The sequence below is a fragment of the Streptococcus dysgalactiae subsp. dysgalactiae genome (assembly GCF_900459225.1).
Taxonomy (GTDB): domain Bacteria; phylum Bacillota; class Bacilli; order Lactobacillales; family Streptococcaceae; genus Streptococcus; species Streptococcus dysgalactiae.
In genome coordinates, this window is the sequence record NZ_UHFH01000003.1 from 1,082,597 (window position 1) to 1,098,888 (window position 16,292).

Consider the following 16,292-nt stretch of genomic DNA (forward strand, 5'->3'; position numbering starts at 1 on the left):
CTTTAAATGTCCTCCTCAGATAAAACACCTGCTGCCGTTGCTAGGGCAATGACACGTTCTGCACGTTCAACAATTGGTTTGTCAACCATTTTTCCATTTAAGGAAATAACGCCAGAGCCTTTGCTTTCAGCTTCACGAATTGCCCAGATGACTTGTTTAGCATGGTCAATTTCTTTTTCGGTTGGGGTATAAATCTCATTGACCAGAGGAATTTGACGAGGGTTGATTACTGATTTACCGTCAAATCCTAACTGTTTGATCATGCGAACTTCGTTTTGGAACCCTTCTGTATTATTGACATCAGAATAAACAGTATCAATGGCAGCAATTCCAGCAGCACGAGCAGCATGTAAAATCATGCTACGAGCAAAGAATAATTCTTGACCATCTGGGTAACGACGCGTTTTCATATTCGTGACATAGTCTTCTGCCCCAAGAGCAATACCAATCAAGCGCTTAGAAGCTTTGGCAATCTCCCGAGCATTTAGGACACCTTCGGCTGATTCAATGGCTGCCATCATGCGTGTGCGACCAACTTCAATGTCATTTTCGCGTTCGACACGTTCAATAACAGCCTCCACATCAACAATATCTTGGGCAGTCTCTGTTTTTGGAAGACGAATCACGTTAACACCTGCCAAAACAACAGCTTCGATGTCTAAAGCCCCACAAGAATCAAGACCATTCACACGAACAACCGTTTCAACACTTGAATAATCAAAAGTTTTAAGCGCAAAATGAACGAGAGCTCTAGAAGTGTCTTTTTCTTTGAGTGAAACAGAATCTTCCAAATCAAACATGACGGAATCAGCGCCAAATAAAGGAGCATCTCGAAGCATGGCTGCATTGGCACCAGGCACAAACATCATTGTTCTTCTTAAACGTTCCATGAGTCAATCTCCTTCCAATCGTATTGGTCAATACCAGCTGCGCGATGAACAGCTGCAATGGTTCTTGCTTGAATGGTACAATCCAAAGCGCCTTTATCAACAGCCTCTACTTTAGCAGCCGTCACCTTCAAATTAACTAGGGTTTGATGAATGAGTTGACGAATGTGATTGCCAAATTGTTTTTCAACACTACTGTCTAGGGTTACTGTAATGGTTTGCTCGTCATTAGGGGATACTGTAATCATTAGGTCACTTGATTCAAGTGAACCAGCAACGGCAGTTTGTTTAATATCCATTGCGTTTACCTCCTTGATTTTCTTAAATAATATTGTTATTTACTAACTGGGAAAAGTTTAATCAGAATCTCTGCGACAAGATAGAGAATTCCTAACACGATAAAGACACCTGCCATACCAAGCGCCATTAGCTCAAAGGAACTAATCAAATGGTCCATATTAATTGTCATTAGGTTTCTTTCCTTTCTTAGCTAAAGTAAGCTAGCAACAATCCACCTGCGATAACAGAAGCGATTTGGCCAGAGACATTGGCACCTACAGCATACATAAGGATAAAGTTTTGCGGGTCTTCATCTGTTGCCATCTTTTGAATCACACGACTTGACATTGGGAAAGCTGAGATTCCAGCAGCGCCAATCATTGGATTGATTTTCTCTTTTCGGAAGAGATTGAGGAATTTGGCAAACATCACGCCACCGATAGAATCCATGATAAAGGCAAGTAAACCAAAGACGATAATCAAAAGTGTCTGTACGTTTAAGAACAGGTCTGCCTGCATTTTAATAGAAATCGTTAATCCAAGTAGGATACTGATGATATTAACCAATTCGTTTTGAGCGGTTTGCGACAGGCGGTCAAGCACACCACACTCACGTAGTAAGTTACCAAACATCAAAAAACCAACTAAAGGTAAAGAAATTGGAGCAATGAACCCTGCTACCAGTGTAATAATAATTGGGAACAAGATTTTAGTCATTTGAGACACATTCTCAGCCTTGTAAGTCATGCGAATGCGACGTTCTTTTTTCGTTGTTACTAATTTAATAGCAAATGGTTGAATAATCGGAACCAGAGCCATATAAGAATAGGCTGCGACCGTAATTGGTCCAAGTAAATCCTTGGCTAGTTGGTTGGCAACGAAAATAGAGGTTGGTCCGTCTGCTGCTCCGATAATGCCGATTGAAGCTGCTTCTTTGATGTCAAAGCCAGCCAGTACAGCAACAACAACAACAAAGAAAATTCCGAATTGAGCTGCTGCACCAAACAAGAGCATGAATGGGTTTTGAAGTAAAGGACCAAAGTCAATCATGGCTCCTATACCAATGAAAATCAAGAGTGGGAAAAGTTCTGTGCCAATCCCAAAATTGAAGAGGGCATCAAAAACCCCTTCTTGCTCGACTCCGTTAACCACTTGGGTTAAAACCCCTGAGCCAGGGAAATTCACAAGGATTGTTCCAAGTCCCATTGGCACAAGTAGAGTTGGTTCGTATTCTTTTTTAATCCCTAGATACATTAAGAGAGCACCGATGCCCATCATAACAATTTGGGAAATCGTAATGGATGTTATTCCTGCGATTAAAGTTTCCACACATTCACTTCCTTTTCTGTCTATTTATTCTAGTTATAGTACTATTAACCAATTGTAATGAGGCCATCACCAGGGTTTACCACTTGACCTGGGCTAACATGAATAGCACTAACGGTACCTGCTGAGGAGGCAACAATTTCATTTTCCATCTTCATCGCTTCTAAGATTAGTAAAGGTTGGTTTTCGGCAACCTGATCACCTACGGCAACCAAAACTTTTAGAATGGTTCCAGGCATTGGTGACGGAATGGCATCCGCTCCTGCTGTAGCTGTTGGCTGTGGTGCTTGTACTTCCTCCACTTGTGGGCTTGCCTCAGCAGGGGCAGGTACTGGGGCGGGTGTTGGTTGAACGGGGGTAGCTGCTTGGACAGGAGCACCGATTTCTTCCATTTCTACAAGATATTCTTTACCGTCAATGGTAATTTTAAACTTTCGTAACATCTTTTTTTCTCCTATATATGTTATTGTTTTTGTTGACTGAGTGAAAGGTTCCGATGAATGACTACCTTTTACAATAGATTGATGTTACCCTGAACTGACTTTCTGGGTAAACACCTGCAGCGATACTTGAAGCAATTAAGGAAACGGTGATTGCCTCAGGATTGCGCTTGAGAATTCGTTTAACCTTGAATTGACTATTAGGTCTATCGCTAGCAGCAATAGCGCTGGCAATTAAAGTAACCTTTTTGTAATCACTTTTGTCTGCAGGAATATAAGCGGGAATCTTTTCCCAGTTATCAGAAGGTTTTATTTCTGAATTAAGGGTTGAGAATTCTTCCAGTATCTCTTTTTTAGAGTGTTTAAACCATTTTTGGAAAAATTTCATGAGCTACCTCCTTTCTATATTTGCCCGTTTAGGAAACCTCTAAGCTTATTATATACCAGGCTTCTTGTTTGAGATGGATTTTTTGTGTTCTTTCTAAGAGCGCTTTCAAAGTTTCATAAAAACTTTCATTTGTTACCCTTTTTGTTAAAAAAGGGTAACAAATGAAATGATTATTTTGGGGTTGTAAACCAGATAAAAGCCTACCAATTCTTGCTTTTTTGATATTATGGAAAATGCAGAATAGTCTCATGTAACAGAAACTATTTTCAAAATGGATTTTCAAATTGTTTTTTTTGTGTCTTTCCGCACAAAGGGGTATTTATTTTCTAAGCGCTTTCATCTATACTGAAATCATAAAATTAAAAAAGGAGATAACAATTATGTTATTAACAATTCTGGCTTATGCCATGATTATTGTCTTCATGTACGTGGTAATGAAGAAAAAAATGACCCCTTTTACTGCTTTGGTCATGATTCCATTAATTATGACAATCGCTGTGATATTGACTGGTTCAGCTGATTTTAATGCAGATGCCAAATTCGTTGCTTTTATAGGTGAAGATGGTATTGCCAAAAACTTAACGGCTATCGGACCGATGGTTATGTATGGTATCAACAATACTGCTAAAACAGGTATCATGTTGCTATTTGCCATCCTATTCTTCTCCATCATGTTAGATGCAGGATTGTTTGATCCAATTACTGAGAAAATGATTCGTTTTGCTAAAGGCGATCCAATGAAGGTGCTTATTGCAACAGCTGTCGTTGCTGCGGCTGTATCACTCAATGGTGATGGAACAACCACCACTTTAATTTGTTGCTCTGCCTTCTTGCCAATCTATAAAAAATTGAATATGAAAATCATGAACCTAGGTGTCTTGATAATTCTTCAAAATACTATTATGAACTTACTCCCATGGGGTGGTCCTACTGCTCGTGCGATGTCTGTTCTTGGCGTAGGTCCTGAAATTCTTGGTTACCTTGCACCAGGTATGATTTTATCTCTCCTTTATGTGATTTGTTGGGTTGCACCAAGTATGGGACGTAAAGAACGTACAAGACTTGGCGTTATCGATTTGACTGAAGAAGAAATGTGTAAGCTAACCGATATTACTGATCCTGATACACTTTCTATTCGCCGCCCTAAAAACTTCGTTTTCAATGCTATCTTAACCATTGGATTGATTGCTTGGTTAGTTGCTGGTTCATTCTACGAAGCTATTGCGATGGCACCACTTCTTCTCTTTGCTGTGGGAACCTGTATCGCCTTAATGGTGAACTATCCAGTTCTTAAAGACCAATCTAAACGTATTGGTGACAATGCTGGGGATGCTGTTCAAGTTGTTATTCTCGTCTTTGCTGCTGGTATCTTTATGGGGCTTTTCCAAGGTTCTGGTATGGCTAGCGCTTTGGCACAAAGCTTTGCTACTATTATTCCAAAACAATTGGCAGGTTTCTGGGGTCTTGTTATTGCCTTAATTTCTGCACCTGGTACGTTCTTTATCTCGAATGATGGTTTCTACTACGGTATCTTGCCTGTTCTTGCAGAAGCTGGTGCTGAATATGGTTTCAGTAACATGGCAATGGCTCTTGCTTCTCTTATGGGACAAGCCTTCCACTTACTTAGCCCATTAGTTGCTTTCATTTACCTCCTTCTTCGCTTGACAGGTCTTGACATGGGAGAATGGCAAAAAGAAGCTGCTAAATATGCCCTTATCATCTTTGTGATCTTTGTGGTAACTATTATTGCTATGGGACAAATGCCACTTTACATTCCACAATAAACCAACGATAACACTACTACCTTATTCCTTATGAGATGATTAAAGTCATGTCCTCTAGTGAGCACATGACTTTAATTTTTCAGAAACCATCAAGCCATATTGGAATGTTTCACAAATTTCAGTATAATAGAGTGAGGATACCAATTATAAGGAGATGACATGAATCCTATTATCGAAGCCGTCAAACAAAACCTTGACCTATCAAGAAATATCCCTTTGAAAATAGCCTTTTATAACGCTCTTAAAAAGACCATTATTTTGAGACAAATTCCTGTTGGAAGCCGTATCAATGAAAAAGAGTTTTCCATTGCGCTTAATATTAGCAGGACACCCATTCGCTATGCGTTGGGGTTATTATCTGAAGAGCATCTTGTAGAGCACATTCCTAAAAAAGGTATTATCGTTAAGGGAGTTAGTATCAAGGATGCTTGTGAAATTTTTGAAATTCGAAAGGCTCTAGAAACTCTAGCAACGGTACAAGCGATGCACCTAATGACCGAAGAGGATTTCAAGGTGATGCATGACTTGTTGGCAGACTGTGAGACTTTTATTGAAGAGGATGATATCAATCGGATTCTAGATAATTTCAATGAATTTAACAATTTGATTTACAGCTATAGCCAAATGGTTCGCTTAAAAGAAATTGTGACAGAGTTGCAAGCTTATTTGGTCTACTTTAGAAAAATTTCTATCTCCTCCGTTGAACGCCGTAAACGAGCTCTGTCTGAGCACTGGATGATTTACCGAGGCATGAAGAACAAAGATCATGAGCAAATAACATTGATTACACATGAACACTTGAATAGCTCACTTGAATTTATCTTAAAAGAAATGAGCCCTAATCAAAATGACTAAGGCAGTTCTAACGAGTATTAGTCAGTTGGCTTTAAAAGCTTTGCTTTATGAAGTATCCCTATCTCCTAAACCTGGTTTAGTTGACCGATTTGATAATGGTTCTCACGATGACATGACCTTTATGACTTTTGTCGACAGTATGATGGCGCTCTCTCCTTTTTTTCAGGCTTATATCGAAGCTGGTTTTGAAGCATCAGAACAAGATCCCCTTCTCCTTTTTAATCGCCTTAGGCAATTAGGTCAAGAGGCCGAGGAAGCCATGTTTTGTGCTACTCAGGGAATTAACACTCATAAAGGCTTGAATTTTTCCATGGCTTTACTTCTTGGTGCAACTGGGGCCTATCTAGCAAGAACGCCTCACTTAATGACTGACTTAGGACGTTTTAGCAAGGAAGATACTGTAGCTATTTGTCGCTTAGTGAAGCCGATGACGGAACACTTAGTTCAGTCAGATCTTGGGCAGTTACAGACTAAAAAAGTCTTGACCTATGGGGAAAAACTCTTTTTGACTTATGGTATTAAGGGACCGCGAGGTGAAGCAAGTAATGGTTTTTCGACGTTAACCGACCATGCTCTGCCCTATTTTCGTCAGCTACTTAGTAAAAAGGATCCTGAAACCAGTCAACTTCAACTTTTGGTTTATTTAATGAGCTTTGTTGAGGATGGTAATTTGATTCATCGTGGAGGGATTGAAGCATGGAAAGGCGTTAAGGCAGATATGCGACTACTCCTGCAACAAGATTTATCAACAACTGATCTAAGATCAGCTTTGTCCTCCTACAATCAATGCCTCATTAACCAGCATCTAAGCCCCGGAGGCAGTGCTGATTTACTGGCTCTGAGTTTTTACTTTGCTTTTTTAGAAGGTCTATTATAAAAACTGTTTATTTTGTATAACTCTATCAACTTAGCCCTAGAAGCTAGCTGATTATGGTAATGCAAAACAAACAGTTTTTTATTATATCCAAGGGCGTGATTGTTACACTCTCTAAAAGTTAGAGTAAACTAATCACCAGCCATTTGACAAGTAAAGGCATGACGATAACGGTGTATAAGGTACGACTGATTTGAATCCCTGCAATTTTTGCCATATCTCCTCCGAGGTCACCAGCAAGCAGCGAAATATCTGTTGCACCAGCCGGTGAGGAAGCAAAAAGTGCCGATTGTAAGTCTAAAATTCCTCGTTTGTACATCATATACCCAAAAAAGACATTGATAAGCAAATAACTGGCTAATAAAAGCATGATTGGAACAATGAGATGAAACATATCAAGCAGGCTCTCCCGTGTAAAACTGGTTCCAATAAGTGTTCCTGCCAAAATTTGCGCGATAAAGCGTATTTCACTAGACAGTTGTGGTGTGTTTTGGCTCATTTTTAGAATAGCTGAAAACAAGAGTGAAACAATCAACGCCCCTACTGGTATATTAAGACACAGCCCAATAAAACCACCCACACTTGCTACGCTTAGAATCACCATATTATTCCAAGCTTGACTTGGGTAGCTTAAGGAACGATTGGTTGCTCTTTGCGCAATCTGATTTTCTAAAGGTTGGGAGATTGGTTTCGGGGTAACACGTTTGACCCAAAATTGTACCCAGAGCGGTAAAATAATCAAGATACCAATTAAGCGGGCTGACTGTAAGGTAGCTACAATATCCGGTTTTGCCCCCATATCAACGGCCATCAAAGAAACGTCCATGATGCCACCAGGTAAACAACTTAGAAAAGCTGTCACCAAGTCTAGTCCGAAAAAGTGATGGAAAAGGAACCCCATCACAAGCATATTCAGTGTAAACAAGGCCATTAAACTGACAATTGATTTGGCAAGTTTAGGTAGATTAGCTAAATCTTTCTGGCTTACCGTTTGACCAATATAGGCTCCGCTGACAATCTGAGCGATGAGTTTCATTTGGCTAGCAGCTTGCATCTGGCCTGTTAAAATAGATGCCATTGCGACTGCTGCCATGCTCCCAATCATAAAGGGAGCTGGGATTTTTAACCGTTTGGCGATGATACCACCTAAACTCCCCACTAAAAGAGTGATGAGGATTAAAACCATGCAAATCCCTTCTATTTTGTCGATTCAGTAGGTTTATTATAGCACAAAGCGAGGCAACTGCCAGTACCCATACCATAACTCTAAGTTCTTTGAAAACTAACTAGCTTAAAAAAAAGAGATGGTTTCTCATCTCCTTGATAATGATTTGGTTTGTTGGTGACAGACAGACTGAAACTGATAAATCTGTTAGCCAAAGAAGGCCAGCAAGGCACCAGAAGCAATGGCTGAGCCAATAACGCCTGCTACATTTGGTCCCATGGCGTGCATGAGCAAGAAATTACTTGGATCTTCTTCTTGTCCGACCTTTTGGACAACTCGGGCTGCCATAGGAACAGCTGAAACACCAGCTGCTCCTATCATAGGGTTAACTTTTTTACCAGATAAATAGTACATGACTTTCCCCATTAAGACTCCTCCTGCTGTACCAGCAGCAAAGGCAATTAAACCAAGAGCGATAATTTTTAATGTTGTAGCCGATAAAAATAAGTCGCCATTGGCTTTAGCTCCAACAGTTAACCCTAAGATGATGGTAATGCAAAACATAACCACTTGTTGGAGATTCTCTACAATTTTAGGAACAATTTTAATTTCTCTGACCAGATTTCCCAACATCAAACAGCCAACTAAGGTTGTAGCACTAGGAACTAAAAGACTGACAAAGATTGTTACCATAATTGGGAAAATTATTTTTTCTTTTTGGGAAACAGTTCTTGCTTGTGTCATTTTCACTTGACGCTCTGCCTTGGTAGTCAAGAATTTAATGATTGGCGGTTGAATGATAGGTACCAAAGCCATGTAGGAATAAGCTGCTAGGGCGATAGTAGAGAGTAAATCAGGTGCCAACTTTGTCGTCACATAAATAGCTGTTGGACCATCAGCACCACCAATAATCCCGATAGAAGCCGCTTCTTGAGGTGTCATGCCTAACATAATAGCGAGGAAAAAGGCTAAGAAAATCCCAACTTGTGCTGCACCTCCTAGCAAAATGGTTTTAGGATTAGCAATCAAGGGACCAAAATCAGTGGAAGCTCCCAAACAAAGGAAGATTAAAGGTGGGTAAATACCTAGGCTAGTCCCCTTATACAGGTAATAAAGAAGGCCACCGGGATTACCATTGGCAGGGTGGTCCATCAATCCCGCCATAGGCAAATTGACGAGTAAGATACCAAAGGCGATTGGCACCATAAGATAAGGCTCATATTCTTTTTTAATCCCAAGGTAGAGGAAGAAACAGGCCAAACAAATCATAATAAGATTATTAACAGTTAGATGAGCCAATCCTGATGAGTGGATCATTTGATTGAGTACGTCAAGCATGCTGTCCTCCTAAAATGAGATCAAGACTTGATCAGAATCAACCGTTTGGTTAGCTGAGACATGAATTTTTGAAACCAAACCATCTGCAGGTGCCAATATTTCATTTTCCATTTTCATAGCTTCTAAGACCAGAACAGCTTCTCCTTTTTTAACGGTCTTTCCTTCTGTAACGAGGATAGACAAGACCGTTCCAGACATAGGAGCTTTTACCTGTAAGCCGCTAGCAGAGTTGATATCAGTTTTTTTCTCAGGCGCAGCTGGCGCTGGTTGTACCTTCTCGACCGTTTCTCCATCAGCTAATTCGCGTAAACTCACTTCATAAACCTGTCCATTGACAGTCACTTCATATCTTTTCATTAAGGCTTCCTTTCCACAGCAACAACTTCAAATCGTTTTCCTGACTCTTCTTGGCTAGCATAAGCAAGACTAGTCATAACAGCAATCCTAGCTAATTCATCCTTAGCCAAAAGGGTTTCGAGAGCTTCTCCACTCGCTTGGGTAGCTTCTTTGTCTTGAAGACTCTCAGGAGAAGCTTGAGGAAGAAGGGGTTTTTCTTGTGACAATAATTTACCACTTAGTATCATTAGTCCCATAATGCCTGTCAAACAGGTCAGTACGAGAAATAAAGATATTAACGTAACTTGCAAGATATCAATAAAGGAATAGGTCATTTGATCTCCATATCTCTGTTTGCATCTGATTAAGATAGCCTATTATGCTTTGATAAAGGCAGTCACTTTAATGACGTCATCAGTTTGGTATTTGGTTGTTAAAAACGTTTTTGCTACGCTTGGGAAGAGGGCATAAGTCAGAACATCTTCGTCCGTTTGGGCTAAATCTGCTATTTCTGCCTTCAATACTTCAAATTCAGGATTCAACTGGTCTGCAGGACGATTAGTGGTTAGTGGTGTTGATCCAATTTGACTCTTTTGCAGGTCTTCATTGACAGGTGCAGGTGTTTTCCCATATTCTCCTGCTAAATATTGTTTGATTTCTTTGGACACCATTTGATAAGGTTTCCCTAAAATCACATTCATAGTAGCTTGAGTTCCGACCATTTGGCTAAGTGGCGTTACTAACGGTGGGTAGCCTAAGTCTTTTCTTACCCGAGGAACTTCGGCTAAGACGTCTTCTAATTTTGATTCGGCATTAGCTTGTTTCAGTTGAGATAGCATATTAGATAACATGCCTCCAGGAACTTGATATTGTAGCGTCCTTGGGTCTGGAAAGAGAAGACTGGGGTCCAGAGTTCCATCAGCTAAATACTTTTGGCGAGCTTGACGAAGGTGATTAGCAGCTTGTTCCAGTAGCGTTTCATCTAATGTGATATCATAACCTGCTTCTTTTAAGGCTAAATACATAGATTCTGTGGCAGGTTGTGAAGTGCCTTCACTAAAAGGTGACAAAGCGCTATCAATTCTATCAGCACCAGCTTCTACTGCTGCTAGATAGGTCATCTGAGAAATACCGCTGGTTGCATGGGTATGCACAATAAGAGGTAAGCTAGTAATAGCTTTGATACCAGCTACCAATTCTTTAGCCGCTTTTGGGGTTAGAATACCAGCCATATCTTTGATACAGATAGAATCAGCCCCCATCTCAACCAATTCTTTTACCAAAGAAAGGTAATAGTCCAGAGTGTGTACAGGGCTGGTCGTGTAGGCAATACACAGTTGAGCTTCTTTACCCGTTTTTTTGACAGCCGATAAAGCTTGACGAATATTTCGTGGGTCATTTAAGGCATCAAAAATACGGAAAACATCAATCCCATTTTGAGCTGATAAGCTAATAAATTTGTCAACGATGTCATCTGCATAATGACGATAGCCTAAAAGGTTTTGGCCTCTCAATAGCATCTGTAAGCGTGTATTAGGTAAGCCTTTTTTTAACGTGCGCAGCCTTTCCCAAGGGTCTTCATTTAAAAAACGAATACAAGCATCAAACGTGGCCCCTCCCCAACATTCTAGGGAATAGTAACCAATCTTGTCTAATACAGGAAGAACTGGAAGCATGTCCTCGATAGGTAGACGCGTTGCCATCAAACTTTGATGACCGTCTCGTAAAACTGTCTCCGTTATTGCGACTTGCTGCTGCATGCTAAAACCTCCAAACTGAATCAACTAATGAGTACTATTCATTATATAATATTGCCCTTAGCGACCATAGCCCATTCATGTATTTTTTGTGCATTCTTTTGCATAGTTAGCGTTCAAATCAGCAAGTAAAAAAGAGTTCCTCTTCAGCAACTCAACTGAAAAGGAACTCTTTTTTACTGTTAAAGCGACGCTAAGCAGATTTCTAAATCTGCCAAAGCACGACTAGCAATAGCTTCATAACGTTCTTTTTTGTCACGAATGCGTGGGCCTTCTAACTCTTTGATAATGCCAAAGTTGACGTTCATTGGTTGGAAATGCTTACTCTCGGCATGAGTCACATAATGAGGCAAGCTACCAATAGCCGTTGTCTGTGGAAAGACCATGGCTTCCTCACCTTTGAACAAACGGGCTGCATTAATACCTGCTACTAAACCTGAAGCAGCTGATTCGACATAACCTTCAACTCCAGTCATTTGCCCTGCGAAGAAAAGATTTGGATTGCTACAAGATTGGAAGGTTTCGGTTAAAAGATTTGGTGAATCCATATAGGAATTGCGGTGCATGACACCGTAGCGGACAAACTCAGCATTTTCAAGCCCTGGAATCATTTGGAAAACACGCTTTTGCTCACCCCATTTGAGGTGTGTTTGGAAACCAACGATATTATAAAGGCTTCCAGCTGCATTATCTTGACGCAATTGCACAACAGCATATGGCGTTTTAAATTCTCCATCGCGAGGACCTGTATAGTCATCTGGATATTCCAATCCAACGGGTTTCATAGGTCCATAAAGCATGGTTTTAATGCCACGTTTAGCCATAACTTCAATTGGCATACAGCCCTCAAAATACTTTTCTTTTTCAAAGGCATTCAGTGGGGCTTCTTCTGCGGTTGTCAGTGCTTCATGGAAAGCCATGAATTCTTCTTTGGTCATAGGACAGTTGAGGTAAGCAGCTTCGCCTTTATCGTAGCGAGATTTGAGGTAAACCTTGCTCATATCAATAGTAGATTTATCAATGATAGGCGCTGCTGCGTCGTAGAAATAGAATCCATCGCCACCATTCAAAGCGTGAATTTTTTCTGCCAAGGCATCTGAAGTCAATGGACCCGTCGCGATAACCGTAATGGCATTGTTAGGAATTGCTGTGATTTCATCACGAATGACCTCAATGAGAGGATGATTTTTCAACTCTGCAGTGACACTCTCTGCATACCCCTCACGGTCAACAGCCATTGCTCCCCCAGCAGGTACACGATTAGCTTCACCATTACGCATAATAATGGAATCCAAGCGACGCATTTCTTCTTTGAGAAGACCGACTGCATTGGTTAAGCTATCACCACGAAATGAGTTGGAACAGACCAATTCGGCAAAATTGGTGGTTTTATGTTGCGGTGTTGCTTTGACACCACGCATTTCATACAATTTAACGGGGATACCGCGCTTAGCAATCTGATAGGCAGCTTCAGAACCAGCTAGCCCAGCTCCAATAACATTAATATAAGTTGCAGTTGATTGAGACAAGTCACTAATACCTCTTCGGGAATGACATCTCTTAGATGACAGACCCACAAATCTTTCTAATGTAGTTACCTGACTTATTATAACAGAAATAAGAAGAAAGAAAAAGAAAGAGACTAAGCGATAACCTCTTTCTACGGGAACCCTTTTCAACTAGAAGAAACAAATCCATGCTGCGATAAAAACACTGAGAATACTAAATAAAGACCCAATCAGGTAGTATTCTGCAAAAGCTGGACTTTCCGAAATTTTATTGTAGCGAGCAATAGATTTAGCGGTAAAGACCAGCCCTATTGAAGCAAATTGCCCCATGATCATACACAAACCAATAACAATTCTCTCTAGAATTCCTATGGTAGCCCCCGCTCCTATGATCGTGTCCATTTTTTCTCCTTGGTCAGGCTGGTATTTGCTGAAAAAGAGTTTAAAGACAATATTAGTTGGTTTGGTAATGACTAGGATAAATAAAACGGTCATCAAAATAGGTATCGGAAGCCAATTAGGCAAGGGCACTCCTGCTAATCTTAGCCCAGCAAATGAACTAATAGCGATATGTAAGCATTGATCCAGCAGAAAAATCCACTCTCTTTTCCATTTTAGAGAGTTAGCCACCTTTGGCTTTAGCCAGTCAATAAGCGCGTGACTTATCATAACCAAAAGGCTCATCAACCATGCTTGTGGGATAATGAGAGTTAAACAAATTAGGGGAATGCTAACTCCAATCAAGTGGTAACCTAAATAAGTCAAATATTTTTCTTTTAAATCAGCTACTTGCTGACTTTGTAACTGGTAGTCTGATAACACATGACAAATGAGAAACAGGGTAAGTGTAGGGGTTTGAGCTAGGTAGTGAGAGACACCATTAATCATCAGCTTCCTCCTTGATTTGTTTGAGACAGTTTAGTGCACTCTGTCGTGTTCTCAGATAAATTTTAACATGACTACTTTTTAGACGTTTTGACAAAGCGCTAGAGCTAAGAGATAATTGCTTTCCTAATCGTTGTTGATCAAAGTATTCTTCATAAATATCCAAATCTAAAAGCGTGTCAAAAATTTCCCATTGACTAGCTCGCCAGTTGGCTTTAATAGCATCTCCAGCTGCTAGTAAACTGTTTAATACATCATCTTGGTTGTGATGACCAGTCCGAAGAGCTAATGTAGTATTACCATAATCATTTTTTTGATGAATATAACGAATAGCCTCACGAGCATGCCAATAAGCAGGTCCATCAGCCCCAATACTAATATCAGGATTGATGTCTGTTAAAATAGAACCTACTCCTACTCCAAATCGAATAGGGATATCCATGTGATGATTAATCAAATCAATCAGATGGAAAATAGGAGTATCCATCTGAAAAAGTCCTTGAAATTCATCTCCCAACGTCAGGGATAACTTAGAAATAATATAAGGAGCAAAGGTTTTGTTGAGGTCGTCTAAATAAGCTGCTAAAGTTTTTTGAACTTTGGAACGATCTGTCAATTGTTTGGACTGGATAATATCTCCAATAAGCGCTATATATGTCATAAGAGTCCCCTTTCTTACAGTCTATTATAAAGGACTAATACAAAAAAGTCCATTATAAAGGAATTTTTAGAATTATTCCTTTATAATGGACGTCAAATCAGTTGTTAGTTAACATGAGTTATCGTCGTCCCAGTTTTGATAATCTCTACTGTAGTATTAAGGGCACCTTCAACTAGTTTTTTTAACAGCATCATCAATATAATAAGCTGCATGAGGCATATAAATAACCTTAGGATGGTTAATCAAAGCTTTAAATAGTGAATCTGTCATTTCTTGACCTTCAAAATTCTTAGGAATATAAGGTCCTTCAAATTCGTAAGTGTCAATACCAGCTCCGCGTTTGCACGATTTGAATTCCTTGACTATCCTCCCGAGTGATTTTGGTTTCCGAAGAAGAAAATTGTGCCATGTATGAACATCAAGGTTACCAAGAGGTGGCCTACTATTGGACCGTTTTAAAATCGCCTCGAGAAAGATATTCAAAAAGGAGTGCCGTATTGAAGTGACCCCAAAAAGTTGGACATTATATTTTAAGTTAAGGTTGGACATGTCAAGAAAAAATAGACCTAAAGTTAAGCTAATTAGTAACTATTTTTTTCAAATTCTACAGGTGAGAGATACCCTAAAGCTGAATGCAGACTTTTAGGGTTATAGTAAGTCTCAATATATTTAAAAATCTCAAGCTGAGCTTGCTCAATAGTTGCGAAATGAGCATCATTGACAAGCTCTCTTTTTAATGTTTTATAAAAGGCTTCCATGAGTGCATTATCGTATGGATTACCTTTTCGACTCATACTGGACTTCCATTTTTTCCGTCTAAGTAGGACCTGAAATCGTGCCCCCGGTATATTGAGACCCCTGATCTGTATGGACGATTACCCCTTCTTTAGGCTTTTCTCTATCATAAGCTTGATTGAAAGCCTCTGTTACCAACTTGTCTTGCTTACGTCGGCCAATTGCCCAACCAACAATCTTTCTACTATAAACGTCTATAAAGACAGATAAATAAAGTATTCTTTCTTGTGTAGGGATATAGGTTAAGTCTCCTAGCCATAATTTATTCTTACCAGTCGCTTGGAAACATTGATTAACAAGATTGGGACGAGTTAATGAAGAACATCGACGGTTATAGTATTTATAGTTATATCGACTTCCTTTAGCATAGAGACCTAACTGATGAAGGAGTCTACCAACACGTTTATGATTGACATGCATGCCACGTCTACAAAGTTCTTGGGTAATTCGTACACTTCCGTAACGCTCTTTATGTTCATAGAAAATGGCTTTAATCATTTCCTTCAAAGCTTCATTCTCAACATGCCTTGAAGATGGACGACGTTTTAAATAAGCATAGAAACCTGAACGGGAAACTTGAAGAGTTTGATAGGCGTGATGAATAGTCAAGCTAACACTATTTTCCTTCAGAAACCGAAATTTTATTTCCGGTTTGGCTTCAAGAAGACCTGGAACTTTTTTAGAAGAGCTAATTCCTTCTGTAGCAGTTTATTCTCTTTTTCAAGTTTTTTTATCTCAAATTGAGCATGATGAAGTGCGCTCCCGTGTCCTGGGAACGCACTTTCTCCATATTTTTCATATTCTTGAACCCATCGATAAAGACTATTGGGATGAATTTCTAAAGTTGAACTAACCATTTTTACAGACTGCTCTTCCTCAAGGATGAGTTTTACAGCAGAGAGTTTGAAGGCTTTATCAAAGGTTTTTCTTGGCATAATGACTTTTCCTCGTTTCCACTTAATTTTGTGTCTACTTTATTATACCAAGTTCACCCCAAAAGTTAGATTTATTGTT

General features: G+C 39.7%; 17 protein-coding genes and 2 pseudogenes. 3 read left to right on the forward strand and 16 right to left on the reverse strand.

Annotation, left to right across the window (positions count from 1 at the left end; all coding sequences use genetic code 11):
• Positions 1-2: 2 nt before the first annotated feature.
• From citE to DYD17_RS05755, 6 genes are all read right to left on the reverse strand, one after another.
• Complete coding sequence (gene citE / locus DYD17_RS05735) at positions 3-890, reverse strand: citrate (pro-3S)-lyase subunit beta (RefSeq protein WP_115252884.1); 888 nt, start codon at positions 888-890, stop codon at positions 3-5.
• Positions 878-1,186, reverse strand: a complete 309-nt coding sequence (gene citD / locus DYD17_RS05740) for a citrate lyase acyl carrier protein (RefSeq protein ID WP_003050682.1) — start codon at positions 1,184-1,186, stop codon at positions 878-880. The genes citE and citD overlap by 13 nt, the downstream gene beginning before the upstream one ends.
• Positions 1,187-1,221: 35 nt before the next feature.
• A complete protein-coding gene (locus DYD17_RS11140; RefSeq protein ID WP_003050685.1) occupies positions 1,222-1,356 on the reverse strand; it encodes an OadG-related small transporter subunit in 135 nt (44 codons plus the stop codon).
• 17 nt (positions 1,357-1,373) lie between these two features.
• A complete protein-coding gene (locus DYD17_RS05745) occupies positions 1,374-2,495 on the reverse strand; it encodes a sodium ion-translocating decarboxylase subunit beta (protein ID WP_003050688.1) in 1,122 nt (373 codons plus the stop codon).
• Positions 2,496-2,539: 44 nt separating this feature from the next.
• Positions 2,540-2,935 carry an acetyl-CoA carboxylase biotin carboxyl carrier protein subunit gene (locus DYD17_RS05750; protein ID WP_115252885.1) on the reverse strand — a complete coding sequence of 132 codons (396 nt, stop codon included), beginning with the start codon at positions 2,933-2,935 and terminating at the stop codon, positions 2,540-2,542.
• 61 nt (positions 2,936-2,996) lie between these two features.
• On the reverse strand, positions 2,997-3,320 hold the full coding sequence (locus tag DYD17_RS05755) for a hypothetical protein (protein WP_003050694.1): 324 nt from the start codon (positions 3,318-3,320) through the stop codon (positions 2,997-2,999).
• Between the two features lie 380 nt (positions 3,321-3,700).
• Here DYD17_RS05755 and DYD17_RS05760 point away from each other — a divergent pair, with 380 nt between their 5' ends.
• The 3 genes from DYD17_RS05760 to citG all read left to right on the forward strand — a co-directional run bounded on the left by DYD17_RS05760 (position 3,701) and on the right by citG (position 6,836).
• Positions 3,701-5,104 (forward strand): CitMHS family transporter, encoded by a 1,404-nt coding sequence (locus DYD17_RS05760; protein WP_003050697.1) that lies wholly within the window; start codon positions 3,701-3,703, stop codon positions 5,102-5,104.
• Positions 5,105-5,263: 159 nt separating this feature from the next.
• Positions 5,264-5,959, forward strand: coding sequence for a GntR family transcriptional regulator (locus DYD17_RS05765; protein ID WP_003050701.1), 696 nt, complete (start codon positions 5,264-5,266; stop codon positions 5,957-5,959).
• Positions 5,952-6,836, forward strand: a complete 885-nt coding sequence (gene citG / locus DYD17_RS05770; RefSeq protein ID WP_003050705.1) for a triphosphoribosyl-dephospho-CoA synthase CitG — start codon at positions 5,952-5,954, stop codon at positions 6,834-6,836. Before DYD17_RS05765 ends, citG begins: the two co-directional genes overlap by 8 nt.
• A gap of 118 nt (positions 6,837-6,954) precedes the next feature.
• Here the strand turns inward: citG and DYD17_RS05775 are convergent, their stop codons facing one another.
• The 10 genes and pseudogenes from DYD17_RS05775 to DYD17_RS05820 all read right to left on the reverse strand — a co-directional run bounded on the left by DYD17_RS05775 (position 6,955) and on the right by DYD17_RS05820 (position 16,213).
• A complete protein-coding gene (locus DYD17_RS05775) occupies positions 6,955-8,019 on the reverse strand; it encodes an AbrB family transcriptional regulator (protein WP_003050707.1) in 1,065 nt (354 codons plus the stop codon).
• A gap of 186 nt (positions 8,020-8,205) precedes the next feature.
• The gene (locus DYD17_RS05780; protein ID WP_003050712.1) at positions 8,206-9,336 is read right to left on the reverse strand and encodes a sodium ion-translocating decarboxylase subunit beta; all 1,131 of its coding nucleotides are present in this window, start codon (positions 9,334-9,336) and stop codon (positions 8,206-8,208) included.
• Positions 9,337-9,345: 9 nt separating this feature from the next.
• On the reverse strand, positions 9,346-9,693 hold the full coding sequence (locus DYD17_RS05785) for a biotin/lipoyl-containing protein (protein ID WP_003050714.1): 348 nt from the start codon (positions 9,691-9,693) through the stop codon (positions 9,346-9,348).
• Positions 9,693-10,007, reverse strand: coding sequence for a hypothetical protein (locus tag DYD17_RS05790; protein ID WP_115252886.1), 315 nt, complete (start codon positions 10,005-10,007; stop codon positions 9,693-9,695). Before DYD17_RS05790 ends, DYD17_RS05785 begins: the two co-directional genes overlap by 1 nt.
• 42 nt (positions 10,008-10,049) lie before the next feature.
• Positions 10,050-11,453 carry a pyruvate carboxylase subunit B gene (locus DYD17_RS05795; RefSeq protein ID WP_283309413.1) on the reverse strand — a complete coding sequence of 468 codons (1,404 nt, stop codon included), beginning with the start codon at positions 11,451-11,453 and terminating at the stop codon, positions 10,050-10,052.
• Positions 11,454-11,611: 158 nt separating this feature from the next.
• Positions 11,612-12,958, reverse strand: a complete 1,347-nt coding sequence (gene trmFO, locus DYD17_RS05800) for a methylenetetrahydrofolate--tRNA-(uracil(54)-C(5))-methyltransferase (FADH(2)-oxidizing) TrmFO (protein WP_003050723.1) — start codon at positions 12,956-12,958, stop codon at positions 11,612-11,614.
• Between the two features lie 150 nt (positions 12,959-13,108).
• Positions 13,109-13,825 (reverse strand): DUF3307 domain-containing protein, encoded by a 717-nt coding sequence (locus DYD17_RS05805; RefSeq protein WP_003050726.1) that lies wholly within the window; start codon positions 13,823-13,825, stop codon positions 13,109-13,111.
• The gene (locus tag DYD17_RS05810) at positions 13,818-14,483 is read right to left on the reverse strand and encodes a SatD family protein (protein WP_003050727.1); all 666 of its coding nucleotides are present in this window, start codon (positions 14,481-14,483) and stop codon (positions 13,818-13,820) included. The genes DYD17_RS05805 and DYD17_RS05810 overlap by 8 nt, the downstream gene beginning before the upstream one ends.
• A gap of 104 nt (positions 14,484-14,587) precedes the next feature.
• Positions 14,588-14,819: pseudogene (locus DYD17_RS05815) on the reverse strand (lactate dehydrogenase); the annotation flags it as partial.
• Positions 14,820-15,064: 245 nt separating this feature from the next.
• Positions 15,065-16,213, reverse strand: a pseudogene (locus DYD17_RS05820) (IS3 family transposase).
• Between the last annotated feature and the right edge of the window lie 79 nt (positions 16,214-16,292).